At 74.8% G+C, this 26,357-nt stretch carries 23 protein-coding genes and 2 tRNA genes; 6 read left to right on the top strand and 19 right to left on the bottom strand.

Annotation, left to right across the window (positions count from 1 at the left end):
- Nucleotides 1–108: 108 nt before the first annotated feature.
- The 11 genes from C4U44_RS10265 to C4U44_RS10215 all read right to left on the bottom strand — a co-directional run bounded on the left by C4U44_RS10265 (nt 109) and on the right by C4U44_RS10215 (nt 12,973).
- Nucleotides 109–405: a DUF6191 domain-containing protein gene (locus C4U44_RS10265; protein ID WP_103885394.1), complete on the bottom strand. Its 297-nt coding sequence runs from the start codon at nt 403–405 to the stop codon at nt 109–111.
- 188 nt (nt 406–593) lie between these two features.
- Nucleotides 594–953: a peptidase inhibitor family I36 protein gene (locus C4U44_RS10260; RefSeq protein WP_103885393.1), complete on the bottom strand. Its 360-nt coding sequence runs from the start codon at nt 951–953 to the stop codon at nt 594–596.
- Nucleotides 954–1,175: 222 nt separating this feature from the next.
- Nucleotides 1,176–2,192 carry a DUF5954 family protein gene (locus C4U44_RS10255; RefSeq protein WP_103885392.1) on the bottom strand — a complete coding sequence of 339 codons (1,017 nt, stop codon included), beginning with the start codon at nt 2,190–2,192 and terminating at the stop codon, nt 1,176–1,178.
- A 100-nt stretch (nt 2,193–2,292) separates the two neighbouring features.
- Complete coding sequence (locus C4U44_RS10250) at nt 2,293–2,988, bottom strand: HAD-IA family hydrolase (RefSeq protein ID WP_103885391.1); 696 nt, start codon at nt 2,986–2,988, stop codon at nt 2,293–2,295.
- A gap of 110 nt (nt 2,989–3,098) precedes the next feature.
- On the bottom strand, nt 3,099–5,084 hold the full coding sequence (gene acs / locus C4U44_RS10245) for an acetate--CoA ligase (protein WP_103885390.1): 1,986 nt from the start codon (nt 5,082–5,084) through the stop codon (nt 3,099–3,101).
- Nucleotides 5,081–5,758: an acetate uptake transporter gene (locus C4U44_RS10240; protein WP_103885389.1), complete on the bottom strand. Its 678-nt coding sequence runs from the start codon at nt 5,756–5,758 to the stop codon at nt 5,081–5,083. The genes acs and C4U44_RS10240 overlap by 4 nt, the downstream gene beginning before the upstream one ends.
- Nucleotides 5,759–6,063: 305 nt before the next feature.
- Complete coding sequence (locus C4U44_RS10235) at nt 6,064–7,941, bottom strand: sodium/solute symporter (RefSeq protein WP_103885388.1); 1,878 nt, start codon at nt 7,939–7,941, stop codon at nt 6,064–6,066.
- Nucleotides 7,938–8,510, bottom strand: a complete 573-nt coding sequence (locus tag C4U44_RS41895) for a hypothetical protein (RefSeq protein WP_200823203.1) — start codon at nt 8,508–8,510, stop codon at nt 7,938–7,940. Before C4U44_RS41895 ends, C4U44_RS10235 begins: the two co-directional genes overlap by 4 nt.
- Nucleotides 8,474–9,325 (bottom strand): LytR/AlgR family response regulator transcription factor, encoded by an 852-nt coding sequence (locus C4U44_RS10225; RefSeq protein ID WP_103885387.1) that lies wholly within the window; start codon nt 9,323–9,325, stop codon nt 8,474–8,476. The genes C4U44_RS41895 and C4U44_RS10225 overlap by 37 nt, the downstream gene beginning before the upstream one ends.
- Nucleotides 9,322–10,512, bottom strand: a complete 1,191-nt coding sequence (locus tag C4U44_RS10220) for a sensor histidine kinase (protein WP_200823202.1) — start codon at nt 10,510–10,512, stop codon at nt 9,322–9,324. The genes C4U44_RS10225 and C4U44_RS10220 overlap by 4 nt, the downstream gene beginning before the upstream one ends.
- Nucleotides 10,513–10,636: 124 nt before the next feature.
- Nucleotides 10,637–12,973 (bottom strand): FUSC family protein, encoded by a 2,337-nt coding sequence (locus C4U44_RS10215; protein WP_103885385.1) that lies wholly within the window; start codon nt 12,971–12,973, stop codon nt 10,637–10,639.
- A 246-nt stretch (nt 12,974–13,219) separates the two neighbouring features.
- Here C4U44_RS10215 and C4U44_RS10210 point away from each other — a divergent pair, with 246 nt between their 5' ends.
- Complete coding sequence (locus C4U44_RS10210; RefSeq protein ID WP_103885384.1) at nt 13,220–13,702, top strand: MarR family winged helix-turn-helix transcriptional regulator; 483 nt, start codon at nt 13,220–13,222, stop codon at nt 13,700–13,702.
- Between the two features lie 100 nt (nt 13,703–13,802).
- Here the strand turns inward: C4U44_RS10210 and C4U44_RS10205 are convergent, their stop codons facing one another.
- From C4U44_RS10205 to C4U44_RS10180, 6 genes are all read right to left on the bottom strand, one after another.
- A complete protein-coding gene (locus C4U44_RS10205; protein WP_103885383.1) occupies nt 13,803–14,726 on the bottom strand; it encodes a hypothetical protein in 924 nt (307 codons plus the stop codon).
- A 162-nt stretch (nt 14,727–14,888) separates the two neighbouring features.
- Complete coding sequence (locus C4U44_RS10200; RefSeq protein ID WP_103885382.1) at nt 14,889–15,332, bottom strand: hypothetical protein; 444 nt, start codon at nt 15,330–15,332, stop codon at nt 14,889–14,891.
- A gap of 2 nt (nt 15,333–15,334) precedes the next feature.
- Complete coding sequence (locus C4U44_RS10195; RefSeq protein WP_103885381.1) at nt 15,335–16,045, bottom strand: vWA domain-containing protein; 711 nt, start codon at nt 16,043–16,045, stop codon at nt 15,335–15,337.
- Nucleotides 16,042–17,244 carry a protein kinase domain-containing protein gene (locus tag C4U44_RS10190; RefSeq protein ID WP_235031965.1) on the bottom strand — a complete coding sequence of 401 codons (1,203 nt, stop codon included), beginning with the start codon at nt 17,242–17,244 and terminating at the stop codon, nt 16,042–16,044. Before C4U44_RS10190 ends, C4U44_RS10195 begins: the two co-directional genes overlap by 4 nt.
- Nucleotides 17,241–18,368, bottom strand: coding sequence for a serine/threonine protein phosphatase (locus C4U44_RS10185; protein ID WP_235031964.1), 1,128 nt, complete (start codon nt 18,366–18,368; stop codon nt 17,241–17,243). Before C4U44_RS10185 ends, C4U44_RS10190 begins: the two co-directional genes overlap by 4 nt.
- Nucleotides 18,365–19,015, bottom strand: a complete 651-nt coding sequence (locus C4U44_RS10180) for a hypothetical protein (protein WP_103885380.1) — start codon at nt 19,013–19,015, stop codon at nt 18,365–18,367. The genes C4U44_RS10185 and C4U44_RS10180 overlap by 4 nt, the downstream gene beginning before the upstream one ends.
- A 292-nt stretch (nt 19,016–19,307) precedes the next feature.
- On the opposite strand from C4U44_RS10180, the gene C4U44_RS10175 reads away from it, so the two are divergent.
- The 3 genes from C4U44_RS10175 (at nt 19,308) to C4U44_RS10165 (ending at nt 24,317) form a co-directional block, all read left to right on the top strand.
- The gene (locus tag C4U44_RS10175) at nt 19,308–21,359 is read left to right on the top strand and encodes a serine/threonine-protein kinase (protein ID WP_235031963.1); all 2,052 of its coding nucleotides are present in this window, start codon (nt 19,308–19,310) and stop codon (nt 21,357–21,359) included.
- Nucleotides 21,360–21,528: 169 nt separating this feature from the next.
- Nucleotides 21,529–22,323 (top strand): FHA domain-containing protein, encoded by a 795-nt coding sequence (locus tag C4U44_RS10170; protein ID WP_103885378.1) that lies wholly within the window; start codon nt 21,529–21,531, stop codon nt 22,321–22,323.
- A gap of 245 nt (nt 22,324–22,568) precedes the next feature.
- Nucleotides 22,569–24,317, top strand: coding sequence for a TIGR03767 family metallophosphoesterase (locus C4U44_RS10165; protein ID WP_103885377.1), 1,749 nt, complete (start codon nt 22,569–22,571; stop codon nt 24,315–24,317).
- Between the two features lie 33 nt (nt 24,318–24,350).
- Here the strand turns inward: C4U44_RS10165 and C4U44_RS10160 are convergent, their stop codons facing one another.
- Nucleotides 24,351–24,866 carry a hypothetical protein gene (locus C4U44_RS10160; protein ID WP_103885376.1) on the bottom strand — a complete coding sequence of 172 codons (516 nt, stop codon included), beginning with the start codon at nt 24,864–24,866 and terminating at the stop codon, nt 24,351–24,353.
- 135 nt (nt 24,867–25,001) lie between these two features.
- A complete protein-coding gene (locus C4U44_RS10155) occupies nt 25,002–25,844 on the bottom strand; it encodes a PhzF family phenazine biosynthesis protein (protein WP_103885375.1) in 843 nt (280 codons plus the stop codon).
- A 344-nt stretch (nt 25,845–26,188) separates the two neighbouring features.
- Here C4U44_RS10155 and C4U44_RS10150 point away from each other — a divergent pair.
- Nucleotides 26,189–26,263, top strand: a tRNA-Asp gene (locus tag C4U44_RS10150).
- A gap of 4 nt (nt 26,264–26,267) precedes the next feature.
- Nucleotides 26,268–26,341, top strand: a tRNA-Phe gene (locus C4U44_RS10145).
- Nucleotides 26,342–26,357: the final 16 nt, after the last annotated feature.

The raw sequence follows: 26,357 nt of genomic DNA, 5'->3' as shown, positions 1-26,357 counted from the left end.
GTCGCCCGCCGCGGGACCCTCTTCACCTCTTCGTCGCGAGCTGCCCGCGGGGAGCCGGCGCCGGAGTGGCGGGTGTGACGAAAGACACGGGCGGGGGCCCGCGCCGGCTCAGGCGGCGGGGTGGGATCCGCTCTCCGCGGGGCCGTCGGGATCGGCGGGAACGTCGGGATCGGCGGAGCCGGCAGGCGCGTCCGGCGGATCGGGCTCGCCGGGCTCGTCCGGGGGATCGGTGTCCGCGACGGGGCGGCGCGGCGGGCGGACGGTGACCGTGCCGGAGGCGAGGTCTATCGGGCCCCGGGCGGGGTCGCTGCTGCCCTCGTCCTCGCGGGTGAGCTCCAGGCGGTTGCGCTCGTCCTCGGTGTGATTGCGGCCCGGAGCGAACAACTCGTCGAAGAGGTTGAACATCGCGGCCTCCCGAGCGCATCGGCGTCAAGCCAAGGCTACGCCGTGGTCCGCGAAGACGGCGGGGTGACGAACATCGCAGGTGGGAGGGCCCGGGCGGAGCCCGTCCCGGCGCTTCCGGCGCGGAGCGCGGTGTGCGCGGGACCCCGGCGCCCGCCCGGGGACCCGCGCACCGGCGGTCGGCCGGTCGCTCAGCAGGAGCCGGGGCCCACACCGTCGATCCGGCCGCCGAAGTCCTCCAGGTAGGTCGCCCGCCAGTCACCGTTGAGCACCTGGCGCCTCTGGACCGGGTCCCAGTTGATGAAGCAGGCGTTCACGCCGGACACGAAGGACCCGACGTGGTCGTGGAACTGCGGCGGCATGTCGCGGTAGCCGCTGGCCGCGCTCCACTCCCAGGTGGCCCCGGAGAAGCCGTCCTCGCTCCAGAAGCAGACCGAGCCCCCGTTGCAGGGCGGCGGGGTCACCGCCGAGGCCGACTGCGCGGGCACCGCGGAGAGCAGTGCTGCGCCCATGACGAGCGCGAGCAGGCCGGCGCGCTTGCGGATCTGCATGAGGGGTCCTCCACGGGGATCGTCGTGACCGGTAGGTCGCGCCGCCACGGCGTCGTGCCGGCGGCGGCGCTGGTTTCCATGATCACGAACCCGGCGCCGGGGTTGGGGACCTCTGCACCGTTTTCACCCGATGAGCGCAGCAACTTCCGCCCGAGGCGTCGGGCGGCTTGTGTGAGGGGGCGTCAACTTCACCGTGCGCGAGGCGCCTTGGCGGGTCGGCGGTCAGCCGTCGCCGTAACTGATGTTGCCGTACTCGTCCATCGTCGGCCGGATCTTCGACGGGCCGTACGGGTCGACGTCGGAGGGGCGCGGCGGCTCCGGGCCGTCCCGGCCGATCCGGACCATGCGGCCGATCCGGGCGATGCAGAAGCGCCGGTCGCGGACGGCCATCTCGTTGGCGCGGCCGGCCGCGCGGAACCGGGCGGCGGCCCGGTCGTAGTCCGCCTTCTCCTGGGTCGTCAACTGGTGCACGCGCGGCCACACTTCGGTGAGAGCGGTGACCAGGGTGCGGCGGGCCGCGTGCGGGGTGGCCATGATGGTGGAGAACGGCTCCCAGCCGTCCTCGGTGCGCTCCACCACGCGGAAGGCGGCCGGCAGCACGACGGTGCCGGGGTGGGTCTCCAGCGCGCGGCGCGAGTCGGCCCGCACGGCCGCCGGATAGCGCTCGCTGCGGTAGCGCAGCTCGCGCAGCGCCAGCCGCTCGGAGCCGGCCGCCACCCCGGTGACCGCGGAGTGGTCGATCACGAAGCCCTCGTCCACCTCGGGATCGGCCGACGAGCGGCACCAGTCGGGCACCACGGCGTCCCGGTCTGCGGGCCGGGGCGGCTCCAGGCCGTTCTCGTTGGTGTAGACGTACTCCTCGGCACGCACCACCCGGTAGCGCACCCCGTCCACGGTCAGCCCGTTGACCGTGTCGTGCTCCAACCGGTCGACGGCGTCGAGCAGTTCTCGGCGCAGCACCCGGTCATCGGTGTCGTCCTTGGCCTTCAGCCACAGATAGGAGTTGAGCGCGTCGCGGGCGGCCTGCGGGAACCCCTCCACGGCCGGCGCCACCATCCGCCAGCCGGCCTCCCCCTTGGGGCGCGCCGCCAGGCCGAACACCGGGCCGCGGATGATGTAGTGCGCGTAGCGGCGGGCGGCGTCGACGGCGTCGGCCTCCTCGGCGGCGGCGACCGGGTGGTCGACGGGCTGCACCCGCATGACCAGACCGTCCGGCTCGACCTGCTCATCGCTACTCATATGAACATTGTGCTCACACAGGGTGCATGATTGTCAGCCGCTTTCACCGACAACTTCGCTTACACCAACACACCTACACAATAGGCAGGTTGGCGTTGCATCAGGCATGTGCCGGGGAGTCGTGCGGGTGTTCGCCGGAGCCGTTCCTCCCCGCCAGGGCCGCGCGCAACCCCCCCGCGTGCGTGTAGTGCAGGCCGGTGAGCCCCGCCGCGCGGGCGGCGGCGACATGACCGGCGGTGTCGTCGACGAACAGGCAGCGGGCGGGGTCGGCGCCGACCAGCGCGGCAGCGGCGGCGAAGACCCGGGGGTCGGGCTTGGCGAGGCCGAACCGGGAGGTGTTGAGCACCGCGTCGAAGGCGCCGGCGACCCCGATGGCCGCCATGTACGACTCGAGCCGGGTGGTCGCGTTGGAGACCAGCACGACCGGCGCGTGGCGGCGTACGTCCGCGAGCAGGGCCAGCACCTCCGGGTCGAGGCGTCCGGTGCGGGCGGTCCACTCGGCGACCAGCCCGGCGGCGGCCTCGGCGGAGCCGCAGACCGCGGCCAGGTCCGCGGCGGTGCGGGCCCGCCACTCCTCGTCGGTGATCGCGCCGGTGACCGCGAGGTCCAGCAGCTCGGGCCGGAACGCGGCGGCGGCCAGGGTCCCTTCGGGCAGGCCGCGGGCGAGGTCGAGCGAGGACATGGAGTCGGGGGGCCACAGATGGACGACGCCGTCGAAGTCGCAGAGCACCGCGTCGTACCCGAACGGCGGTGCGCCGGGCCCCGGTTCGCCTGCCGCGGCCCGCTCTTCACCCATGGCGCCACCGTACCGCCGACGGCGCGCGGGCGGAACGCGGCGGCGGCGCGGTACGCCCCGGCAGGGCCGTACCGCGCCGCGGTGCGCCGGTGCGACCGGCTCGCGCCGCACTACTCCTCGTCGCCACCGCCCGAGGCGCCGCTGGGCAGGCCCTCCCGGATCGCGTCCATCACGGTGGAGTCGGTGAGCGTCGTGACGTCGCCCAGCGCGCGGTTCTCCGCGATGTCCCGCAGCAGGCGGCGCATGATCTTGCCCGAGCGGGTCTTGGGCAGTTCGGCCACCACCAGGAGCTGCCGGGGCCGGGCGATCGGCCCGATCTCCTTGGCCACGTGCGACCGCAACTCCTTGGCCAGATCGTCCCCTTGGGCCGTCGCGGCGGCCCGCTCGCCCGCACCGCGCAGGATCACGAACGCCACGATGCCCTGCCCGGTGGTCGGATCGGCGGCGCCGACGACGGCCGCCTCGGCGACGTACGGGTGCGAGACGAGCGCGGACTCCACCTCCGTGGTGGAGATCCGGTGCCCGGAGACGTTCATGACGTCGTCCACCCGGCCCAGCAGCCAGATGTCGCCGTCCTCGTCCTTCTTCGCGCCGTCGCCCGCGAAGTAGTACCCGGGGAAGCGGGACCAGTACGTGTCGATGTACCGCTGCTCGTCGCCCCAGATGGTGCGCAGCATCGACGGCCAGGGCTGGGTCAGCACCAGGTAGCCGCCCGAGCCGTTGGGCACCGGGTTCCCGGCGTCGTCGACGACCTCCGCGGAGATCCCGGGCAGCGGCCGCAGCGCCGAGCCGGGCTTGCAGGTGCTCACCCCCGGCAGCGGGCTGATCATCTGCGCGCCGGTCTCCGTCTGCCACCAGGTGTCCACCACGGGGCACCGGTCGCCGCCGATGGCCTGCCGGTACCACACCCACGCCTCGGGGTTGATCGGCTCGCCGACCGAGCCGAGCAGCCGCAGCGAGGACAGGTCGAAGCGTTCCGGGATCTCCTCGCCCCACTTCATGAAGGTGCGGATCGCGGTGGGCGCGCAGTACAGGATCGTCACGCCGTACTTCTGCACGATCTCCCACCAGCGGCCCTGGTGCGGGGTGTCCGGGGTGCCCTCGTACAGCACCGAGGTCACGCCGTTGGCGAGCGGGCCGTAGACGATGTAGGAGTGTCCGGTGACCCAGCCGATGTCGGCGGCGGTCCAGTACACGTCCCGGTCGGGCTTGACATCGAAGACCGCCCAGTGCGACCAGGCGGCCTGGGTGAGGTAGCCGCCGGTGGTGTGCAGGATGCCCTTGGGGCGGGCCGTGGTGCCCGAGGTGTACATGATGTACAGGGGGTGCTCGGCGTCGAACGCCTCCGGCTCGTGCTCGGCGTACTGCGCGGCGACCAGTTCGTGCCACCACACGTCGCGGCCCTCGGTCCAGGCGACGTCCTGCCCGGTCCTGCGCACCACGAGCACGCTGCGGACGTCCGGGCACTGCGCGACGGCCTCGTCCACCGCGGGCTTGAGCGCCGAGGCCGCGCCCTTGCGGTAGCCGCCGTCCGCGGTGATCACCACGTGGGCGTCGCAGTCGAGGATCCGGCCGCGCAGCGCGTCGGCGGAGAAGCCGCCGAAGACCACGGTGTGCGGCGCGCCGATCCGGGCGCAGGCGAGCATCGCCACGACCGTCTCCGGGATCATCGGCATGTAGATCGCGATCCGGTCGCCGGCCTGGACACCCAGCGCCAGAAGGGCGTTGGCGGCCCGGCTGACCTCGTCCTTCAGGTCCGCGTAGGTCAGGGTGCGGGTGTCGCCCGGTTCACCCTCCCAATGGAAGGCGACCCGCTCGCCGTTGCCCGCCTCGACGTGCCGGTCCACGCAGTTGTAGGCCGCGTTGAGCCGGCCGCCGACGAACCAGCGGGCGAACGGCGGGTCGCTCCAGTCGCGCACCTGCGTCCACGGCGCGGCCCAGTCCAGCCGGTCGGCCGCCGCGGCCCAGAACGCCTCGCCGTCGGCGGCGGCCCGCTCGTAGGCCTCGGCCGTGACGTTGGCCTCGGCCGCGAGGGCCGCCGGCGGGGGAAACCGGCGGCCCTCGGACAGGAGGTTGGAGAGTGTCTCCCCACTCATGCGTGCGGCTCCTCGACCGGTCCGCCGCGCTGGCCGAGGGCGGCGCCGGTGAGCGGGCCGAGCGGGATCACCGGGCGCTTCCAGGTCGAGTTGGTGACGACCGCGAACGACGCGTACCAGGCGAGCACCGCGGTGACCAGGCCGATCCAGCCGCCGACCTTGGTGACGCCGACCGAGGTCGCGAACTCCCCGATGGCCAGCACGACGAAGGTCGCGGACAGTGCGGTGAACACCGCGAGCAGCGCCTTGTTGGTGCGCAGCGCGGCGACCGTCATGTAGACCGTGAAGATCGCCCAGACCAGCAGGTACAGCCCGGTGGCCTGGTTCGCGGTGTCCGGCGGCAGGGTGCCGACGACGAACTTCACGTAGGCCGCGTACGACAGCCAGAACGCGCCGTAGGACGCGAAGGCGGTCGCGCCGAAGGTGTTGCCCTTCCTGAACTCCCACATTCCAGCAAGGAGTTGGATCAGGCCGCCGTAGAACAGCGCCAGCGGCAGCACCACCGTGAGGAGGTTCTGGTCGATCAGGTGGGCGTTGAAGGAGCTGAGGACGAACGTGGTCGACGCGAATCCGGCCAGGCCGAGCGGTCCCGGGTCGGCGATCGTGTCCGGGGCCGCGGGGGCGGCCTCGGGCGCGGGCGCGGCGGGGGCCGAGGTGGGGGCGGGGATGCTCATCTGCGGGGTTCCTCCTCTTTGAGGAAGGCAGCGGGAGACGGCAGCGCGGCGCCGGGCGGCAGTGCGCGGCCAGGGGACGTTTCCGGCCCCCGGTCCACGCTAGGGCGGCACCCGCCGGCCGGCCCCGCGGCCGGCCTCGCCATTCGCCCAGCGGTCCCCGCCACTCGGTGGACGGTCCCCCGGGCGCGGTGAGCGGACGAGCGGTCGGCCGGATCCAGGGGGGAACGGGAGTGAGCCGCGGCGAATCGGGGCGAGTTGCGGCGAGCCGCTCAGCCGGTGCCCGGGTGGTCGCGGCGGGTGGACGCTCAGCCGGGCGGCGCGCCCGCGTCCGGCGCGGGGACGTCGGCGCGGCTGCCCGCCGGGGGCCCCTGCTGGGGCGGTACGGCCGGCGGGCCCTCCGCCCCGGTGACCTCCTCCGGCAGGTGCATCCGCAGCATGACCCGGTCGACGGCGGCGGGCGAGAGCCGGCCGCGGGTGAACAGCGATCCGGCCACCATGACCGCGAAGGCGACCGGGACCGTCCACGCGGCCGGCTCCTCCAGCAGCGCGGCCGCCCAGCCGTGGCCGGGGCCGCGCACGCTGGTGACCACGACGGCCACCGCGGCCAGTCCGCCGCCCGCCACCAGCCCGGCCAGCGCGCCGCGGTCGGTCAGCCCGCGCCACCAGATCCCGAGCACCAGCAGCGGGCAGAAGGACGACGCGGCGACCGCGAAGGCCAGCCCGATCGCGTCGGCGACCGGCAGCCCGGTGGTCATGGTCGCCATCACCAGCGGCGGCACGCCTGCTACCAGCGACGCCCACCGGAAGCCGCGGGCCGACCCGCGCAGCAGGTCCTGGGAGACGACCGCGGCGACCGAGACGGTGAGCCCCGATGCCGTGGACACGAACGCGGCGAAGGCGCCTGCGGTGGCCAGCGCGGCCAGCAGCCGCCCGGCCTCGCCGCCCTGCACGATCTGCGGCAGCACCAGGACGGCGGTGTCCGTCTGCCCGGTGAGCAGGAGTTGGGGCGCGAAGACCCGGCCGAGCGCCCCGTACACCGGCGGCAGCAGGTAGAAGACGCTCAGCAGCACCAGGACCAGCAGGGTGGTCCGGCGCGCGGCCCGCCCGTCGGGGTTGGTGTAGAAGCGGACGAGGACGTGCGGCAGTCCCATGGTGCCGAGGAACGTGGCGAGCAGGATCGAGTAGACGGCGTAGAGCGGGTGCGCGCGGCCGCCCGCGCCGGACAGCGGGCGGGCCCAGTCGGCGCCGGTCGCGGGTTTCAGGCCGACCTGGTGCGGCACCGGCACCCCGCCGGGAAAGGTGAGCCGGGCCCCGGCGGCGGCGGAGTGCTCGCCGACCGCCAGCCGCACCGGCGACGTGCCCTCCCCCGCGCCGGTGTTGCGGTGAGCGGCCTTGCCCGCACCGCCGTCGCTCCCGATCCCGGCCGCCGTGCCGTAGGTCCTGCCGTCCAGGCCGCCGCTGACCGCGACCGTCACCGGTGCGCGGACGTCGAAGCGGACCGGGTCCTGGATGCGGACCACCGTGGTGTGCCGGAAGTGCGGCACGTCGGGGCCGGTCAGCGCCGGCGACCCGGCGGTCCGCCAGGCCATCACCAGGAACAGCGCGGGGACCGCGATCGCGATCAGCTTCAGCCAGAAGTGCAGGCCCTGCACGAGGGTGACGCTCCGCATGCCGCCCGCGGCGGACACCACGACCACCGCGCCCGCGACCACCACCGCGCCGGCCCACCTGGGCGTCCCCGTCACCGTCTGGAGGGTCAACCCCGCGCCCTGGAGCTGCGGTACCAGGTAGAGCCAGGCGATCACCGCGACCAGCACGCTCGCCACCCGGCGCACCGCGGTGGAGCCGAGCCGCTCCTCGGCGAAGTCCGGCAGCGTGTACGCGCCCGAGCGCCGCAGCGGGGCGGCCACCAGCAGCAGGAGGACCAGGTACCCGGCCGCATAACCGACCGGGTAGGCCAGCATGTCCACGCCGTACGCCATCACCAGGCCCGCGACGCCGAGGAAGGACGCCGCCGACAGGTACTCCCCGCTGATCGCCGAGGCGTTCCACAGCGGCGACACCTCGCGGGAGGCCACGTAGAAGTCGGAGGTGGCCCGCGACAGCCGCAGCCCGTAGACGCCGACGGCGACCGTCGCCACGAGGACGGCGGCGAGCGCGACGAGGCCGAGCGTGGGGTTCACCGGTCGTCCGGTCCGGGGGCGGCGGACCGGAGTTCGGCCGCGGTACCGGATGCGGATGCGGGATCGGGTGCGGGTTCAGCTGCGGGGTGGGGCGCCGCCTCTCCGGAGGCCGGCGTGGGGTCCGGGTCGGGCGCCGACGGGTCCGGGCCGTTGAGCAGTTCGGTGAAGTCCCGCTCCACGCGCTCCGCGTGCCGCACGTGGAACCAGGCCATCCCGACCAGCACCGGGTACGCCACCACCCCCAGCAGCAGCCAGGCCAGCCGGAAGCCGAACACCTCGGCCGTCCGCAGCCCGGGGATCAGCGCGAGCGCGGCCGGCACCCCGCCCAGCACCACACCGAGGACCGCCAGCACCCCGAGGGCGAGCCGGAGTTGGTCGCGCACGAGGGAGCGTACGTAGACCTGGCCGAGCCGCGGCTGCGCGTGCAGGTCGGCCGGCCGGGTGCGCGCCGACCAGCCGCCGGCCCGGTGCCTGCGCGGGCCGGACACCGCGGTCCTGCGCGGCGGTGGCGGTGACGGCAGATGGCCGCCGATCACGGGCGGCCGCCCGGTCCCGGCGACGGCGCCCACCGGGTCAGCAGGTCCCGCAGCTCGCGCGAGTGCCGTCGGCTGACCGGGAGTTCACCGCCGGCGACCCGTACCGTCCAGTGCCCGGCGTCCGAGCGCAGCTCCTCCACGTGGCCGAGGGACACCAGGAACCGCCGGTGGATCCGCAGGAAGCCGTGCGGGCCCCAGCGCTCCTCCAGCACGGACAGCGGGATCCGCAGCAGGGGCGCGCCGCCGCGCGTGTGCAGGCGGACGTAGTCGCCCTGGGCCTCGACGTAGGACACCTCGTCGCGGGAGACGAACCGGGTGACCCCGCCGACGTCGACCGGGATGCGCTCGCCCGAGCGCACCGGCGGCACGGGCGGGTCGGTGGCCGAACGGCCCTGCGCCGGAAGGCCGCCGGGCACCGGCGGGCCGGGCGCGAGGGGCGTGCCGGTCGCCGGGGCGGAACCGGGCGCGGCGCCGCCGCCCTCGATCAGCGCGGCCACCCGCCGGACCGCCTCGGCCAGGCGTTGCGGGCCGACCGGCTTGAGCAGGTAGTCGCAGGCATTGAGGGCGAACGCCGACACCGCGAAGTCCTCGTAGGCGGTGACGAACACCACCGCCGGCGGGTGCGCGAACCGGCCGAGCACCCGCATCAGTTCCAGGCCGTCGAGCCCGGGCATGCGGATGTCCAGGAACACCGCGTCGGTACTGCCGTCCTCCAGCAGCCGCAGCGCCTCCTCGCTGCCGCCCGCCGCCAGCACCCGCCCCACCCGGCGGTCCCCGCGCAGCAGATACGTCAACTCCTCGAGCGCGGGCGGCTCGTCGTCGACGGCGAGGACCTGCAGCGGTCTCACGAAGCGTGCACCCCGTTCCGGTACTTGGGCACCCTGACGTTGATCTTCGTCCCCGCACCCTGCGCGGTCTCCACCACCAGGCCGTACTCGTCGCCGAACACCGCGCGCAGCCGCTCGTCGACATTGCCCAGGCCCAGCGAGTCGCCGCCGGCCTTCCCGGCCAGTTGCGCACGCACCTGCTCAGGGTCCATGCCCACCCCGTCGTCCTCCACACTGATCCGGCACTCCGCGCCGGCGTCCTCGGCCCGGATCGTGATCCGGCCCGAACTGGCCTTCGGGCCGAGCCCGTGCCGGACCGCGTTCTCCACCAACGGCTGCAGGCACAGGAACGGTACGGCCACCGGCAGCACTTCGGGGGCGATCAGCAGGTCCACCCGGAGCCGCGCGCCGAACCGGGCCCGCTCCAGGCGCAGATAGCGGTCGACGGAGTGCAACTCCTCGGCGAGGGTGCTGAACTCGCCGTGCCGGCGCAGGCTGTACCGGGTCAGCTCGGCGAATTCGAGGAGCAGTTCGCGGGCCTGGTCCGGGTCGGTGCGGACGAACGACGCGATCGCGGTGAGCGAGTTGTAGACGAAGTGCGGGGAGATCTGGGCCCGCAGCGCGCGCAGCTCCGCCTCGATCACCCGGGTCCTGGACCGGTCCAGCTCGGCGAGTTCGAGCTGCGAGATCATCCAGTGCGCGACCTCCCCGGCGGCCCGCACCAGTCCCGCCGACACCTGCCGCGCGTACACCGACAGCGCGCCCACCACCAGGCCGTCGACCACCAGCGGCACCACGACGGCGCTGCGCACCGGGCAGTCCAGGTCCTCGCACGCGATCGCCTCGGCGGGCACCACCCAGGGGCGGCCGGCGTCCATCGCGTCCTTCGCGTGCGCGACCGCCTGCGCGGCGTGCTTGCGGCCCGGGCCCTCCCACGCGAGGAGGGTCTCCTCCCCCACCACGGCCAGCGCCGGGGTTCCCAGCAGTTCCCTCAGGTGCCGCGCGGCCCGCTTCGCGGAGTCTGCGTTCAGCCCGTCCCGGAGCGGCGGCGCCGCCAGAGAGGCCTGGTGCAGCGTCGCGAAGGCGGCCCGATGGGCCGGCGTGCCGAACCCCCGCCGGCCCCTCACCAGCCAGAACAGCGCCACGGCGACGCCAGCGATCACCAACGCGACCGACACCACGGTGATCACCGAGCCCATAGTGCGCATTATGGCCACGCGGGTCCGGCCGAAACAGGGGCGTGCAGCACCTTCCGGGGGCGCACGGAGCGCCCGGCGACCGATCGGCGCCGGGCGCGACCCGCACCGCGGTGGCGGGGTGCCGCGGACCCGGCTACCGGGGAGTGGTCCTCGGGCCGACCGGACGCGGCGCGGTGGAGCGGCGGGCGGCGCCGCCCGCGGCCACCACCCGGGACGCGCCGCCCGCGCCGCCCGGGGGTTCGGGCACGACTCCCTCCACCGCGAGATCCCGCAGCAGTTGCCGCAGGCGCAGGAGCGGGCGGGTCACCGCGGGCAGGACGGTCCCGGCTGCGGGCCGGGCCGCGAGCAGGGCCGCGTCGGCGGTGCGCAGCGCGCGTTCGACCTCCGCCGCGGGCCGGCTCTTCGGGGCGGGCGCGAGGGCGAGCGCCGTCGCCGCGTCGGCCAGGGCCCGTGCCGCGGCGGCGAGATGGGGCGCGGGCGGCGATCCGGGGGCGCGCCGCGGCCCGCTCGCCAGGGCCCGGATCTGCCGGGTGACGGCGGCGTAGAGCGTGAGCCGGTGCCGTACCAGCCGGTGGTCGTTGCCCCAGACCAGCGGGCGGGTCAACGGCCTTGCCACCAGCGCGAGTTGCTGGAGGCGGTGGTCGACCACCCGCACCTGCGCGTCCAGTCCCGGCCGGTCGCCCGCGACGGGCTCGCCGCCGAGGCGGGCCGCGCTGGACCGAAGCAGCTCCCCGAGCGCCGTGTAGTAGCCGGACCGGGCGCTGTTGACCGTGTCCCGCGTGCTGGTGGGGAGGACGAACAGCGCGACGCCGATGCCGATCGCCGCCCCGATCGCCGTCTCCTCCAGCCGCAGCATGAGCAACGACGCGGTGAACTCGTGCAGTTCGCTGTAGAGCTGGGACACCATGATCGTGACGAAGAAGATCATGGCCGCGTAGGAGATGCTGACCAGGTAGAACCCGCAGGACATGCTGAGGATGATGACGGTGATGATCCAGTAGGTGTGCCCGGCGGTGAGGTGGGCGAGGCCGATGCCCGCGCCGAGGCCGACCAGCGTGCCGGCCACGCGGTTGCTCGCCTTGATGAACGTCTCGGAGCGGGTGGCGGTACCGGTGAAGGCGATGAACGTCGCGATCACCGCCCAGTAGTAGCGGGCCTGCGACAGCTCGCGCCCGACCAGGATCGCCAGCGTGCCGGCGACCGCGACCTGCACGGCCTGCCGGGTGGTGAGCGAGAGCCTGCCCAGCGGGTTCCACCGGCTGCGCGCCGAGACCCCGAAGGCCACGGCCGCGGAGCCCGGCAGCACGCCCATCGCGAGGGTGACCGCGGGCTCGAAGCCCTCCGTGCCGTCCTCGTCGGTGCCGGGCGCGCCCGCCTGCCGGGTGAGGGTGGTGAACTCCCAGGCGGCGGTGGCCAGATGGTGGGCGAGGCAGTCCACGTCGCGCAGCGCCGCCGGGTGTGCCCGGTCCGGCACACCCGAAGGGTCCGCCGCCGGGTCCGCCACCGCCGCCCCGTCCCCCGCCTCGTACCGGTCGAGCAGCCGCCGCGCGGACCGTTCGGCACCGGCGTAGTCACTGCCGGCCAGCTGCCCGGCGATCCTCGCCGCTTCCGCGGTGTGCCGGGCGCCGGTGCCGGCCATCGCGTCGGCCGCGGTGGCGAGCGCGTCGATCGCCAGATGGGCGTCGAGCACCCGGCGGCGTACGGTCGCGCCCGTCAGCCCCTCCGGTATCGCGCCCGGCGTGCCCGACCAGCCCTCGATCACCAGCGCGGTCTCCGCCAGCCGCAACTGCCGCGAGTGCAGCTTGCGGCGCAGCCGGACCAGGCGCCGGGTGTCCTGCGGGCCGGTCTCCAGCAGGTCGGCGCAGACCCGCGCGACCGAGCGGGCCCGGGCGCCGAAGGCCCGCCGGACCCGGGCCAGGGTGCGCTGCGGGGAGGTGCGCAGCACCGTCGTCATCAGCAGCAGCACCCACACGGCGGAGAGGGCCACCGCGACCAGCAGGGAGGGGAGCTGGCCGAAGGTCGCGCCGAGGAAGGACGCGAAGAAGTAGCCCATCCAGATCATGAAGCCGTAGAAGAAGAACGGCAGGCCGAACCTGCGGATGAACACGGCCACGAACATCACGGCGACGAACACCGCGAGCTTCGTGTCGGTGTGCCCGGCCACGCAGACGCCGACGGTCATGCCGGCGCCGATCGCGACCGGGAAGAACACCGCGGTGCCCGCCTTCCGCCGGGCCGTGGCGGCGTCGCCGAGCGCCATCGAGCCCATCATCGCCATCACGGTGCCGAGCAGCATCACCACGAGGGTGCCCTGCGGGCCGCGGTCGGTGGTCCGGCCGTACACGTACTCCAGCCCGAGGGTCGTGCTCATCGCGACCGCGGCGGACAGCGCGCTGCGCAGCCGCTGAAGCCCCGGGTCGGAGCCGACCACCCGGTCCCATGTCTCGGATATCCAGCCGGTTGCGGCCATACGCGTCCTGTGCCCCTCTCGCCGTGCTTCCCGTGTCCCGTCGCGCCGCCACTGCCGCGACCCTCCCGGCGGGACTCCCCGCCGTACTCCCGCCGCGGGCCCTCGGCCCGTGCCTGTCCCGGCACTCGTGCCCGCCCGGGGCGCGCGGCGGCCGGCAGGGCGGCCGCAGACAGGACGGCCGACATTCATCGGTATAATGCCGATATTAACATGCATGGTACCGGTATTGGAGCGAGCCCCGTGGGCATGGACGGCAGCCTTGAGGCCCTTGACGTGATCGAGCGCCAGACCGCGGTGCTGGTGCGCCACTTCGAGATGTTCTACCGGCGCACCGACATCCACGACGATCTGGACCGCGCGGAGTACCTGCTGCTGCGCACCCTCTCCGAGGTCGGGCCGCAGGACATCAACACGCTGGCCGCCGCGCTCGGCCTCGATCCGTCCACCGCCGGGCGGCAGGTCTCCGCCCTGGACCGGCAGGGCCTGGTCGCGCGGGCGCCCGCGGCCAACGACCGCAGGCGCAGCATCATCACGCCGACCGCGGCGGGGTTGCGCCGCATGGAGGCGGTCCGCACGGCGCGCGCGGAGAGCCTGGCCGACCTGCTCGGCGGCTGGACCGAGGAGGAACTCCACACGCTGGGCGCGATGTTCACCAAGTACAACGGTGCGGTGGCCCGCAAGTTCCTCGCCGGGGCGGCGGAGGAGCCCGTCACCGCGGCGACGCGCTGAGCCCGCGGAGAACTCCGGGACCCGGCGACCTGGGCGCGCCCCAGCTACCCGGCCCACCCGGGCCCCGGCGCCGGACGGCGGGCCGGCCGCGGCCCGGCGCTCACCGTGCCGGGGTCGCGGCATACGGGGTGGCCCGCGGCACCCCGCCGTCCCCGTAGGCGTCCCCGTACCCTCCCGGCCTCCCCGGCACGGAGCGGACGCCGGCGGTGATCGCCGGAACCGGCGCCACCCTGGAACCGGGTGGTCCCGCGGCGTCGAAGATCGCGTCGCCGTGCAGGATCAGCATGACGATGCCGAACACCAGACCCCCGACCAGGACCAGCAGGCAGCCGCAACCGGCGATCTGCTGGGGCACGGTCGCCTTCGGCACCGGCTTGCCGTCGGGCCCCACCCGCGGCGTGCGGGAGGGCGGCGGCCGCCTGCGGGCCGACCCGGACCGGGGGGAACCGGACCGGGGAGAGCCGGACCGTGGTACGGATGCGGCCCGCCCGCGCGGTGCGGAGGTGGCCGGTGGGGGGACCGCGAACGGAATGCCGGATTCCGTGTCGGCCCTGGGGGTGCCGTCCGGATGGAAGAGATCCGGGAAGAGGAGGACCAGGTCGGAGGTGGCCCGCAACCCCGGCGGCCAGCCGAGGCCGCGCAGCCGCTCCGCCCCGCCGACCCCCTCCTCGTACCCGGTCGTGAGGATCCGGGACAGCGCGCTCAGCGCGTCGGGCGGCATGCTCTCGATGCCGCTCCTGTCGGGCGCCGCCCGCTTGCCCGCCGCCGGGCCGGTCCTGGACCCGGGCTTTGCCCCCGCCGCCTTGGACCCGGGCTTGGATGGGGTCGCCTTGGACCCGGCGCCCTCCTTCGAGCCGGCCCCGGTCGTCGACCCCGTCCGGGAGGTGGCCGCGCTTCCGGATCCGGCCGTGGGCGCCGGGGCGGCCGGGGACTCGCTGCGCGCGGTGCCGCAGATGTCGCAGGCGGCCGCCACCGCGCCGTTGTACGTGTCGCACGCGGCGCACCGCCAGGTGGGCCCGGTCATGCGGGACCCCTTCCGCGCGGGCAGCGGCGGGCCGCCGGGAACGGCGCGCGGGCAGGGCGGACCCGACCCGGTCCCGGCCACCGGTGGCCCGCGGTCCGGCCGGACCGCACCGGACGCACCCACCGCCTCCGCCCGCCGCACCCTCCCGGGCGGGTGGGCCGTTCACCGCGCGGCATCTCGCCCGTCCGCGTCGGCGAGGTTCCGGGTCACCCAGGAGAGCAGTTCCTCGGTACGCGGGGAGGCGGGCGCGGCCAGCCAGTCCTGGCTGTCCTGCGGTATCCGGACCGGCCGGTCGGCCGCCACCGCGTGCCCGTCGGTCCAGGCCACGTCCTCGATGCCGTGGACGCCCACCAGGTTCTGGACGAACTGCCAAGCGTCCTGGGCGTGTTCGGGCGCGACCGGCACGGAGACCGTGACGTGCCCGGCGCCGTTCGGCTCCGCGTCGCCGGGCCGGAACCGGAACACCAGCCGCAGGGCGCCCTCCTGGCCGAAGGAGTGCCCGTAGACCGCCACGCACGCCTCGGGCGCCATCGACAGGAGGTTCCCGTCGGCCCACCGGAAGTCCAGCCGCTGCCCGGCGGTGACGAGCGTGTCCAGGCCGCGCAACCTCACAGGCTGTTCGCGATCGTCTCGATGATCTCGTCCATCTCGAACTCCTCCAGCCCCTCGCCCGCCTTCGACGGGAAGTGCAGGGTGAGGTCCCACTCCTCGCCGATGGCCTCCTTCCACGGCTCCTCCTCGGGCGCGAAGAGCACCAGCCGCTTCGCCGACTGCTCCATCACCGCCATCTGGCTGCGTGCGTAGCCCCAGCGCTCGTGCAACTCGTCGAGGTCGGCCGGCATGTTCGGCGGGTACGTCTGCGCGGTGGCGCCGGCGGTGCGCAGCGGATGGGCCGGCGCGTCGGTGAACACGACGATGACGTGCCGCCGCCGGTCCAGGCCCCTCTCCCAGGGCGAGTCGACCGCCAGGGCGAGGGCCTCCAGGCCGGACTCGGGGTAGTCGCCGCCCCCGATGGCCCGCAGCCCGCGGACGAACCGCTCGAACTCGGCGGACTGCTCGGGCAGCCGGAGGAAGCCGGTCTGCTCGACCGCGTCGTCCGGGTTGTCCCCGAAGTCGCGGAACGCCACGATCCGCAGGCGCAGTTGGCTGATCTCCTTGCCCTTGGCCGCCATCATCCCGTGCAGCCGCTGGTGGAAGCGGAGGGCGCTGTCCTTCACGGCGTCGAGCACCGGGTTCATGCTGCCGGTGATGTCGATGCACATGACGATGTCGACCGCGTACCTGAGGTTGCCGCGGTACTTCTCGATGTCCGTGCTCATGGGCTCTTCCTCGGCTCTGGGGTGGTGGGGCGGCGACCGGTGCGGCCGCCGAGGTTGATCCGGACCCGGGACGCGGCGGGCGTACCGGAGGAGGAGGTGTCCGGTGCCGGGGCGGCGTCCGGCGTAGCGGCATCCGGTGTTTCGGCGACCCGCGATGGGGTGGCGGTGCCCGGGTCCGGCGGGGCCGGCGCGTCGGGTGCCTGGGCCGGAACCGGATCCGCGGCCGCGCCCTTGCCCCCGTCCGGCACCGAACCGCCTTTCCGGCCGGCCAGGTTGACCCGCAGCCGGCTCTCGCGCCGCGGCTCGCCCAGCGCGCACACCGCGGGGTCCTTCAGGGCGGCGACGAACTCCTCGGCGCTGGGCCGGTCCCCCGGGTCGCGCGCGGCCATCGCCTTGACCAGCCGGCGCGTCGCGGGGCCGAGCCGCGGGTCGACGGCGAGCGGCTCCCCCGCGTTGACGGCGTCCGCGGGCGAGCCGAACCGCCCGTCGTGGCCGGGAAGTTCACCGGTCAGCCAGAGATGCGTGATCAGGCCGAGCGCGAAGACGTCGACCGCCGTGGTGAGGTCGGCGCCGTCGACCGCCGCGGAACCCCGCACGTAGCGCCGCCATTCGGGAGCGCCGTAGACCGAGTCGCCGGCGATCTCGTCGCGGCCGGGCGGTTCCCGCGCGACGTACGCGTCGTCGAAGTCGATCAGCTTGGCGGTGTGGAAGGCACCCTCGATGCGCTGCCGCACCAGGATGTTGGCGGGTTTGAGGTCGCCGTGCACCACGTCGATGCGGTGCAGCATGCGCAGGCTGGTGCCGAGCGTCCGCAGCAGCACGGCGAGTTGGGGAGGCGCCAGGGTGTGCGGACGGTCCAGGCCGCTGGTGTCGATCCGCTCGGTGACCTTGTAGTAGGTGCTGCCCTCGAAGAAGAAGTCGGTGGCGAGCACCAGGTTGCCCGCGCCCGGGACGTCCGGCCGCAGCAGGTCCATCACGGTCCGGTGCCGCTCCTCGAACCGCCGGCAGTTCTCGGTCCGGATCCGGCGGCTCTCCGCGCTGCCGCCCCCGCCCTCGCGCGGCCGTTTCGGCTCCAGGAAGCGCTTGAGGAAGTACTGCTCGCCGTCCTTCTCGGCGAACGCCCACACGCATTTGCCGCCGCCCGCGTTGGTGGGCTCGGTCACCACCCGGTAGCCGCCGATCACGTCGCCCTTCTTCACGCGTCCACCTCCGGTGCGGCCGGCGACTCCCGCCGCCGGACGGTCGGGAGCGGCGGCATGTACCGCTCGTAGCCGGGCCGGTACGCCTGCCAGGTCTCCTCCTGCCAGTGCCGCAGCGCGTCGAACCCGCCCGCCCCGCCGCCCGGTTGCCCGGACCCGGCCGCGTCCTGCCCGTGGTGCTCGGGGAAGGTGGCGACGTACGCGGCCGCCACCGCCCGGTAGCGGGCGCGGAACGCCTCGCGCAGCGCGCGGAAGTCCTGGAAGCCCAGGGCCGCCAGGCACAGCGACGCGTCGTCGGCGGTGTACGCCTGCACCGCCGCCCGCAACCGCGCCGCCCAGTCGGCCATGTCCCCGGCCCGTCCGAGGGTGCGCAGCAGCAGGTACTCGAAGAGCGCGGGGGTGTGCACGTACCCGAAGTAGCCGTCCGTCGCGCACAGCAGCACGCACGGTCGGTCGAACTCCCCGCTTCCCGAGCCGGGTTGGCCGTCGACGACGAAGTCCCGGTCGGCGCAGACCACGTTGGTCATCGGCGGGTCCTGGCGGAGCTGGTCGAGGGCGTCGTCCTCGGTGGTGTGGTCGCGGGTCAGCGCGTGCAGCCCGCTGCCGGGCAGCAGGGCGTACGACCGGGAGTCGCCGGCCCACAGGGCACGCCACCGCACCCGGTCGGCGTCCAGGCCGTAGGTCAGGGCGGCCAGGGTGGTCGGAAGCGATCGCCGCATGGAGCCGGTGATCTTGCTGCGGGCGACGGGTGCCGCGGCGCGCAGGGTACGGCGCAGGTGGTCGGCCAGCCGGTCGGCGGTGTCGGGTTCGCCGTGCTCGACCAGGCCCTGGAACCAGCGTTCGGTGCCGAGCCGGGCCGCCCGGGCGCCCACCCACGCCCCGGAGTACGTCCGGGCGTCCGGTCCCTGCCAGGCCGGAGCCGCGCCGGAGCCGCCCGACCCGTCGAACACGGCGAGCAGGCCGGACCCGGTGGGTACGTGGTGCAGCGCGAGCGGTTCCGCGTCCTCCCCGCGGCCCGGCCGCCGCTCGGTCCACACGCTGAGCACGCGGACACCGTCGGCCCGTCCGGCCCAGGCGAGTTCGCCCGGCCGCGGTCCCACCGCGAGGTGCTGGGGCGCGCTCATCCCGGGGTCTCCTCTCCCTTGTGGCCGTCCGTCCGGGGGGCGCGGGCGGCCGATCCGCGCACGCGGCTGGTCCGGGTGGACGGCGCGGCGCCGCGCACCCGGCTGGCCCGGGGCGGCGGGGGCGCCGGCCTCCCCCGCGCCACCACCTCTCCCCGCACCACGCGCGACTCCACCGCCAACTCCGCGTGGGCGTCCCGCAGTCGCACCACCGGGTCCGCCGTGAAGCCGCGCAGCGCCGCGTTCATCGCGGACTGGGCGTCCGCGCGGCGGTCCGGGCGGAACTCTGCCGAGACCGCCGCGAGAAGGTCGCGCACCGGCCCGTACACCGTCGATCCGACGTCCCGGATGCCGCGTAACGCCACCGCGGCCGGGTCCGCCACCGCGCACACCACGGTGACGCGGCAGCCGAACGCGAAGTCGGCGTCCCGCGTGGGGAGTCGGAGGGGCAGCACGAGGTGGTGGGCGGTCACGTCGACGAGGACCGCTCGGCGCGGGGTTCGCCGTTCCCCCGGGACCGCCGCCGCATCCGGGCGGACCACCTCGGTACGGCCGTCCGCGCCGACCAGCACGTATACGGTCCCCTGTGGGGGCGGGCCCGACAGCGCGGCTGCCTCCACCACGGGGTCGTACGTCAGCTCCTCCGCCATTCCTGCCCTCCGATTCGCCTCCCCCTTGGCTACCGCGCCCCACTCGGGACCCCTCCCGTCCCGGGCTGCCCCTGGGCGCCCCTGACCCCCCGGGCTGCCCCATCCCGCCGGTCGAGGGACCACCTCACGGTGGTGGGTTGTTCGCGCGGTTCCCCGCGCTCCTTCGTGGTGCACCTCTTCCGCGGCGCGCAGCCATGAACAAGGGCGCGAGAACCCCCGCCCACAGGTGGTTCCTGAACCGGGAAGGACCGGGCACCCGGGGGGGTCAGGGGCCATACTGAATGTGGCACGGGTGACGGGTGAGGGAGGCACGGTGCGCCGGGGTGGGAAGGTCGGTGCGCGCTACCGGCTGACGAAAGGCCCGATCCGGGGCGGCTCCGGCGAAGTCTGGCTCGCCCACGACGAGGAACTGGGCCGTGACGTCGTCCTGAAAAGAGTCCTCGGGGGCGAGACCCCCACCGGCTTCGACCGCTTGCGCGCCGAAGCCCGCGTCCTCGCCCGCTTCAGCCACGCCCACGTGGTGACGCTGCACGACGCGGTCCGCGTCGGCAGACGCACCCGCGCCACCACCTACCTGGTGATGGAGTACGCCCCGGGCGGCAGCCTGGACCACCGCCCGTGCCTGCCCCCGCGGCTCGCCGCCCACCTCGGCGCCCAGATCGCGGACGCGCTCACCGCACTGCACGCCGAAGGCATCGTGCACGGCGACATCAAGCCGGGCAACGTCGTGGCGACCGGCGCCCGTACCGTCAAACTCGCCGACTTCGGCGCCGCCTACCGGGTCGGCGGCAAGGAGACGATCACCCCGAACAGCGCGATCGGCTACACCCCCGACTACGCGGCCCCCGAGGTGATCCGCGGGCAGCCCGAACCCGCCTCGGACGTCTTCTCGCTGGCCGCCATGGTGTACGCCCTGATCGCCGGTGCCCCGCCCCGGCCGCCGGGCGGCGACGGCGCGGGGGCGTACCGGATCGGTCCCGAGGCCCGCCGAACCGTCGAACTGGCCGCGGACGTCGGTGCGTTGCGGGAGCCGCTGATGGCGATGCTGCGCCGCGACCCGGGCGCGCGGCCCACCGCCGAGCAGGCGCGGGAGTTACTGCGTGCCGCAGCCGGGCCGCCGGCGGAACTGCCCGCGCTGCCCGACCCGTTGGCGGAACCCGCCCCCGACGAGGGCGCCCCGGACGGCGGTTCCGGCCCGGCCGGCTTCCTCACCCTCGGCCACGGGAACCGTGCCCCGCACGGAGCCGGCCGGTTCGTCCGGGACCACGGACGGACGGTGGTCGTGCTCTCCACCGCCGTGGTCGTCCTCGCGGCGGCCGCCGGGGTGTGGGCGCTCGCCGGCGGCCCGGGCGGGGCCTCGGCCGAACCCGGCCCCTCGGGCCGCCCGGCACCGGGGTCGCCCGCGGTGTCGCCGGCCGCGCCGGCACCCGCCGGCTCCGGCTCCGCGGCCCTCTTCGGCGACGAGCGCACCGCCGACCCCTGCGCGCTCGCGAAGCCCTCGGCGATGAGCCGGTACGGCGACGCCGAACTCGACGCGGCGTACGGCAACTTCGACCGGTGCGACGTCATCGTGGACACCACGTCCGGACCGCGGATCGACATCGAGGTGGAGTTCGTCGACGGCTCGGCGCAGCCCACCGGCAGCGTGCACACCACCGGCAGGGTGCGCGTCGTCGACGAGCCCGCGGACGGCGGGGAGTGCGACCGTACGCTGCTGCTCGACGGCGACAGCAACAGCGCCGGCGGCACCGGCCACGGCGCCGGCGGCGTCCACGCGGTCGTCACCGCGAAGCCCGCCGACGACTCCGCGCCCTCCTCCGCCGTGCTGTGCGGCATGGCCGACACCGCCACCGCGGCGGCCGTCGATGCCCTCAACGCCGTCCCGGCGGACGGCCGGTTGCCCCGCCGCGACCCCCCGCTGCCCCCGGCGTCGCTGGTGAACACCGACGCCTGCACGCTGCTGACCCCGGCGGCGCTGGAGGTCGTCCCCGGCATCGACGCCGGCGACCCGGACGTGACGTACGGCAACTGGGACTGCTCCTGGGAGAGCACCACCAGCGACCTCGACGTCGACCTCGCCTTCGACCGCGGCGAGCCCCCCACCGCGGACGACGGCTCCTCCACCCGCCTCGGCGGCCACCGCGCCTTCGTGGCCCCGCCCGGCGAGGACGGCGACCACACCGCGGTGGTCGAGGTGGTCTACCGCACCTACACCGGCAGCCAGGGCGACCGGCTGGCCGAGACCCTGGAGCTGGAGGTGAGCGGCTCGGCCGGAGACGCCCGGCTGCGGAGCATGGCGACCGAGCTCGCCGCCTCGGCCGCCGCCCAGCTTCCCGCCCGGTGAACGGCCCGCCGGCCAGGCGCGCGAGCCGTTCTGCGGAGGGGTCCCGTGGCGCCGGTGGCACAGTCGGGCCCGAGGTGCGACGAGAGCGACAGGCGCACGGGGGACACCGCGGGCCGCGCGCCGGAGGGGAGCGCGCGTCCCGCCCCCGACGCCGACGAGGAGGCAGACAGTGAACAGCCCGGACAGCCTCGCGCGGGGCACCGCGCCCGCCGGCCCCGGCACGCTCCACGCGCGCACCGTGACCGGCGGCATCAAGGTGGCGCCGCGCAACGGAGCGGTGATCAGGTTCGGCCGCGGCGAGCGCCCGGACGACGTGGACCTGCCGGTGGGCGAGGACGACCTGCGAGTCAGCCGCCGGCACGGCGAACTCACCTACCGCAAGCGCCAGTGGTGGCTGCGCAACACCGGCCAGCAGCTCGTCCGGCTGCCGCACGGCCGCCTGATGCACACCACCACCGACCCGATCCCCCTCGTCCCCGGCTACACCCCGGTCTTCGTCAAGGGCTCCGGCTTCCGCGAGCACCTGGTCGAGTTGTACGTCACCGGGCACGAGGAGCGCGGCGCGGTCCCGCGCCGCCGCGCCGACACCCTGCCGCCCAGGATCTGGCCGCTGGCCGACGACGAGCGCCTGCTGCTGGTCGTGATGGGCCAGCACTACCTGCTCTACGAGGACGGCCCGCGCCCGCTGGCGTACCGGCAGACCGCCGAGCAGCTCGCGTACCTGCGACCCGGCGACAACTGGAGCGTGCGCCGGATCGAGTACAAACTCGCCGCCGTGCGGCGGCGGTTGCACGACGGCGGCTTCCCGTACCCGCTGATGCACGACGGCGACGCGGGCACGCCGTGGGACAACAACCTCCTGCACAACCTGCTCAGGGGCCTGGTCGAGTCGACCACCCTGGTGCCGCCGGACCTGGACCTGATGGAGACCGGGCCCGAGGGCGACGAAGACGGGACGGGCTGATACCGGGCGGGGACGCTGCGCCACGGACGGCCGCCCGCGCTTCACGGCGGGTTCACGCGACGGCCGACCGGCTGCGGGAATGCGGCGGGACCCTGGCGAGGGGCCGTTACCGGCTGGTAATACGGAGTCGCGCGGCACCCCCGCGCCGCCCGGCCGCACCGGAAGGACCCGCACCGGACGGACCGGCCGGCAGCCGAGCACCACCCGACGAGCGCCAACCCCGCCCACCGTCAGGAGACTTGTCCATGCGCGCACCCAGTAGACGCCAGTTCCTCTCCGGCGCCTCCGCCGCAGCGGCCGCCGCGGCGCTGACCATGATGGACAGCCCGTTCGCCTCGGCTGCGGCACGCGACCGGGCGCTGGCGGCGACCGCCGCGCGCGCCGTGGCCGTGGCGGGCACCACCCTCGCGCAGGCCGCGACCGCGACCGGCACCGGTACGTACAAGAGGCTGGCCGCCGGGCCCGGTTGGCCGCTGGTGGTGCGCGGCGAGCTGGCGGCGGGCGGCTCCGGGCGCGACACCACCCGCACCGGGCTGGCCTCCTTCGTGCAGTTCACCGACCTGCACCTGGCCGACACCGAGTCGCCGGTGCGCTTCGAGTACCTGGCGCAGTACATCGACTCGGCCTACCGCCCGCACGAGGCGCTGACCGTCCGCGGCGCGGCCTCGCTGGTGGACCGCGTCAACTCCCTGTCCGGAGGCCCCTACACGGGCCTGCCGTTCTCCCTGGTGATGGCCACCGGCGACAACACCGACAACCACGAGCAGGTCGAACTCGACTGGTACCTCACGGTGATGAGCGGCGGCGCGGTCACCCCGAACACCGGCGACACCTCGGCGTACGAGGGCGTGCAGAACTCCGGCTCCGCGCTGTACTGGAACCCCGAGTCGTCCTATCAGGACCACTACAAGGCGGCCGGCTTCCCCCAGGTGCCGGGCTTCCTGGCGGCGGCCGGGCGGCCGTTCACCGCGACCGGCCTGCGCACCCCCTGGTACACGACGGTCGGCAACCACGACGACAGCATCGAGGGCACCCTGCCCGACCTCGGCCTGCTGAACTCCCTGTACACCGGCGGCGGCAAGATCGAGGGGGTCGACGACGCGACGGCGGCCAAGCTGGCGGACGCGATCCAGCACGACCCGGCCACCGCGGTCGCGATCCTGCTCCGGTTGCTCGAAGGCGGCGGCCCGGTCCGCTCCGTCACCCCCGACGCCCGCCGCGCCCCCTTCACCCCGAAGCAGTTCGCGCAGGCGCACCTCGACTCCGCCCGCACCGGCCCCGGCCCGTACGGCCACGGCTTCACGCAGGCGGCGGCCGACAGCGGCAAGCTCTACTACACGTTCCCGATCGCCGACGGCGTCCTGGGCATCAGCCTCGACACCACCAACCGCGCCGGCTGGGCGGACGGGTCCATCGGCTCGGCCCAGTTGAAGTGGCTGGAGTCCGTGCTGCAGTCCGTCAGCACCCACTGGTACGACACGGACGGCAACGTGGTGCGGCGCGGCTCCCAGGACCAGCTCGTCGTCCTGTTCAGCCACCACACCAGCACCACCATGGGCAACACCCTGCCCGACCCCTACAACCTCCTCGACGGCCGCCACACCGGGACCGACCTCGTCACCCTCCTGCAGCGCTACCCCAACGTCGTGGCCTGGGTGAACGGCCACACCCACGCCAACCTCATCACCCCGCACGGCCACGCCGTCCCCGAGCGCGCCTTCTGGGAGATCAACACCGCCTCCCACGTCGACTACCCCCAGCACGCCCGCCTCATCGAGATCGCCGACAACCACGACGGCACGCTCTCCCTCTTCACCACCCTCATCGAGTCCGCGGCCCCCTACGCCACCGACTTCGGCGGCACCGGCGAGCCCAACCTCGCCGCGCTCTACCGCGAGCTGTCCTTCAACGACCCCTACGCCACCCCGGCGGCCAAGCTCGGCGCCTCCACCGACCACAACACCGAGCTGCTCCTGGCCAGGCCGGGCGCCTGACCCGCACCGCACCAGGACCGGGCGGCCCGGGACTCAGCCGTGCGAGACCGACAGCTCGGCGGTGTTCCCGTGCACGGCCCGGACGCGTACCGAGATGCCGTTCAGCGCGGCGGTACCGCCAGGACCGACCCCGGACTCCAGGTGGGTACCGCCGCCGTTCGCCTCGATGGTGACGCCGTCGGCCCCGACGTGGGTGACCTCGACCGCCGGGAAGCCGAACCGGTCGGCCACGGGGATGGTGACCGGCCCCGTCACCGTGATCTCGCAGCTGCCGTCGTAGCAGGAGCGGAGACCGGCGTCCGCGCCGGCGCTCGTCGTCCTCGGGGGCACGGAGGAGGGTACGGCGGGCGGGACGGACGAGCGCCGGGGCGCGGCGGCGGTCGATCCGGCCGCCCCGTGCCCCGGTCCCGCCGGGCCGTCGCCGTGCCCCGACCCGTTGCCACCGGAACCGGAGCCCGCGCCGCAGCCCGCGAGTACCACCGCCGCGGCCATCACCCCTGCCGCGGCCGCGGCGCCTCCGCCGCGCCGCCACCGGACGCACCCGTCCATCCGTTCAACTCCCCGCTCGCGCCACCCGGTTCGCCCGGGTCCACCCGTTCCGGCGGCTCTCCCAGGTCTACCCCGTGGGGCACGGGACCCGTCCCGAGCGGCGCACACCACCCCCGTACGGGTGACGCGGGCGGTTCAGTCCGGGATCGGCACCGCGGCGCCGCGCACCCTGATGCCCTCCGCCGGGTCCGCGGACACCCCGACGGTGAGTAGGCTCGGCCGGCCCATGTCGTCACCCTGGTGAAGGGTCAGCGTGGCCGGCAGCGGGACGAGCCCCAGCTCCCTCAGGTAGCCGCCGAACGCCCCCGCGGCCGCCCCCGTCGCGGGGTCCTCGACCACGCCGCCGGGCGGGAAGGGGTTGCGGGCGTGGAAGACCGTCTCCGACTCCCGCCACACCAGGTCGACCGTGGTCCACCCGCGACGCCCCATGAGGTCGCCGAGCGCGGCCATGTCGTAGTCGAGCGCGGCCAGCCGCTGCCGGGTCGACACGGCGATCACCGGGTGCCAGGCACCCGCGTACGCGACGCGCGGCGGCAGCGCCGGGTCCAGGTCCGCCGCGGCCCAGCCGAGCGCGGAGAGCACCGCGGCCAGGTCCTCGGGGGAGAGCGGCTCCGACGTCGGCGGCACGCTCACCAGCTCGGCGCTGAAGGTCCCGTCGTCCGCGGCGAAGGACGCCACCCGGACCAGACCCGCCGGGGTGTGGAGCTCCAGCTCGCCCGGACCGTGCGCGTGCGCGTGGGCGACGGCGGCCGCGATGGTCGCGTGCCCGCAGAAGGACACCTCGGCCAGCGGGCTGAAGTAGCGGACGTCCAGGCCGCCGTCGGCCCGCGGCACGGCGAACGCCGTCTCCGAGTAGCCGACTTCGGCGGCGACGGCCAGCATCGCGGCGTCGTCCGCGCCGGTCGCGTCCAGCACCACTCCGGCGCGGTTCCCGCCGGCGGGGTCGGTCGAGAAGGCCACGTATCTCAGCACGTCCATGGGGCAGAAGCTATCCAGCCCGTCATGGCACCGTCAAAGGTCTTTGCCCCCGGCCGCACCCCGCCCCACCCGCCCGTCGCGCCGTCCGTCCGGCGCCGCCCGCGGCCCCCTCCGCCGTGGCTTCACACCCGCCCGCATCCCGCCCCCCGCCTGCTCGCGCGTACGGGACGGCCTGCGGGTTCTGCTACGCTGATCCAGCGACATCGGCCCGCCGAAATGTCCGAACGGTCCACAGGAGATCCCCCGGGGTTTCCGGGTCCGGCCGGGCGGCACGGCGCGGAGGTCGCGGAAAACAGTGCGGGAGCACGGCACATCATGTGTCAGACTTGTCCCGCACGAAGCAAGGTCCTGTGGAGCAGTTTGGAGTGCTCGCCACCCTGTCAAGGTGGAGGCCGCGGGTTCAAATCCCGTCAGGACCGCTGCGGCTGGGTAGCTCAGTTGGTACGAGCGACCGCCTGAAAAGCGGTAGGTCGCCGGTTCGACCCCGGCCCCAGCCACCGCACGACGCAGGGC

Origin of the sequence: Actinacidiphila yanglinensis, assembly GCF_900107965.1 — a bacterium.
Taxonomy (GTDB): domain Bacteria; phylum Actinomycetota; class Actinomycetes; order Streptomycetales; family Streptomycetaceae; genus Actinacidiphila; species Actinacidiphila yanglinensis.
Note: the sequence above shows the minus strand (reverse complement) of the source record. Positions and strands in the feature narration are given on the sequence as shown.

Coding starts and splice junctions, on each gene's coding strand:
- C4U44_RS10265 (WP_103885394.1), bottom strand. CDS start 405: ATGTTCAACCTCTTCGACGAGTTGTTCGCTCCGGGCCGCAATCACACC.
- C4U44_RS10260 (WP_103885393.1), bottom strand. CDS start 953: ATGCAGATCCGCAAGCGCGCCGGCCTGCTCGCGCTCGTCATGGGCGCA.
- C4U44_RS10255 (WP_103885392.1), bottom strand. CDS start 2,192: ATGAGTAGCGATGAGCAGGTCGAGCCGGACGGTCTGGTCATGCGGGTG.
- C4U44_RS10250 (WP_103885391.1), bottom strand. CDS start 2,988: ATGGGTGAAGAGCGGGCCGCGGCAGGCGAACCGGGGCCCGGCGCACCG.
- acs (WP_103885390.1), bottom strand. CDS start 5,084: ATGAGTGGGGAGACACTCTCCAACCTCCTGTCCGAGGGCCGCCGGTTT.
- C4U44_RS10240 (WP_103885389.1), bottom strand. CDS start 5,758: ATGAGCATCCCCGCCCCCACCTCGGCCCCCGCCGCGCCCGCGCCCGAG.
- C4U44_RS10220 (WP_200823202.1), bottom strand. CDS start 10,512: ATGCGCACTATGGGCTCGGTGATCACCGTGGTGTCGGTCGCGTTGGTG.
- C4U44_RS10215 (WP_103885385.1), bottom strand. CDS start 12,973: ATGGCCGCAACCGGCTGGATATCCGAGACATGGGACCGGGTGGTCGGC.
- C4U44_RS10210 (WP_103885384.1), top strand. CDS start 13,220: ATGGACGGCAGCCTTGAGGCCCTTGACGTGATCGAGCGCCAGACCGCG.
- C4U44_RS10205 (WP_103885383.1), bottom strand. CDS start 14,726: ATGACCGGGCCCACCTGGCGGTGCGCCGCGTGCGACACGTACAACGGC.
- C4U44_RS10195 (WP_103885381.1), bottom strand. CDS start 16,045: ATGAGCACGGACATCGAGAAGTACCGCGGCAACCTCAGGTACGCGGTC.
- C4U44_RS10185 (WP_235031964.1), bottom strand. CDS start 18,368: ATGAGCGCGCCCCAGCACCTCGCGGTGGGACCGCGGCCGGGCGAACTC.
- C4U44_RS10180 (WP_103885380.1), bottom strand. CDS start 19,015: ATGGCGGAGGAGCTGACGTACGACCCCGTGGTGGAGGCAGCCGCGCTG.
- C4U44_RS10165 (WP_103885377.1), top strand. CDS start 22,569: ATGCGCGCACCCAGTAGACGCCAGTTCCTCTCCGGCGCCTCCGCCGCA.
- C4U44_RS10160 (WP_103885376.1), bottom strand. CDS start 24,866: ATGGACGGGTGCGTCCGGTGGCGGCGCGGCGGAGGCGCCGCGGCCGCG.
- C4U44_RS10155 (WP_103885375.1), bottom strand. CDS start 25,844: ATGGACGTGCTGAGATACGTGGCCTTCTCGACCGACCCCGCCGGCGGG.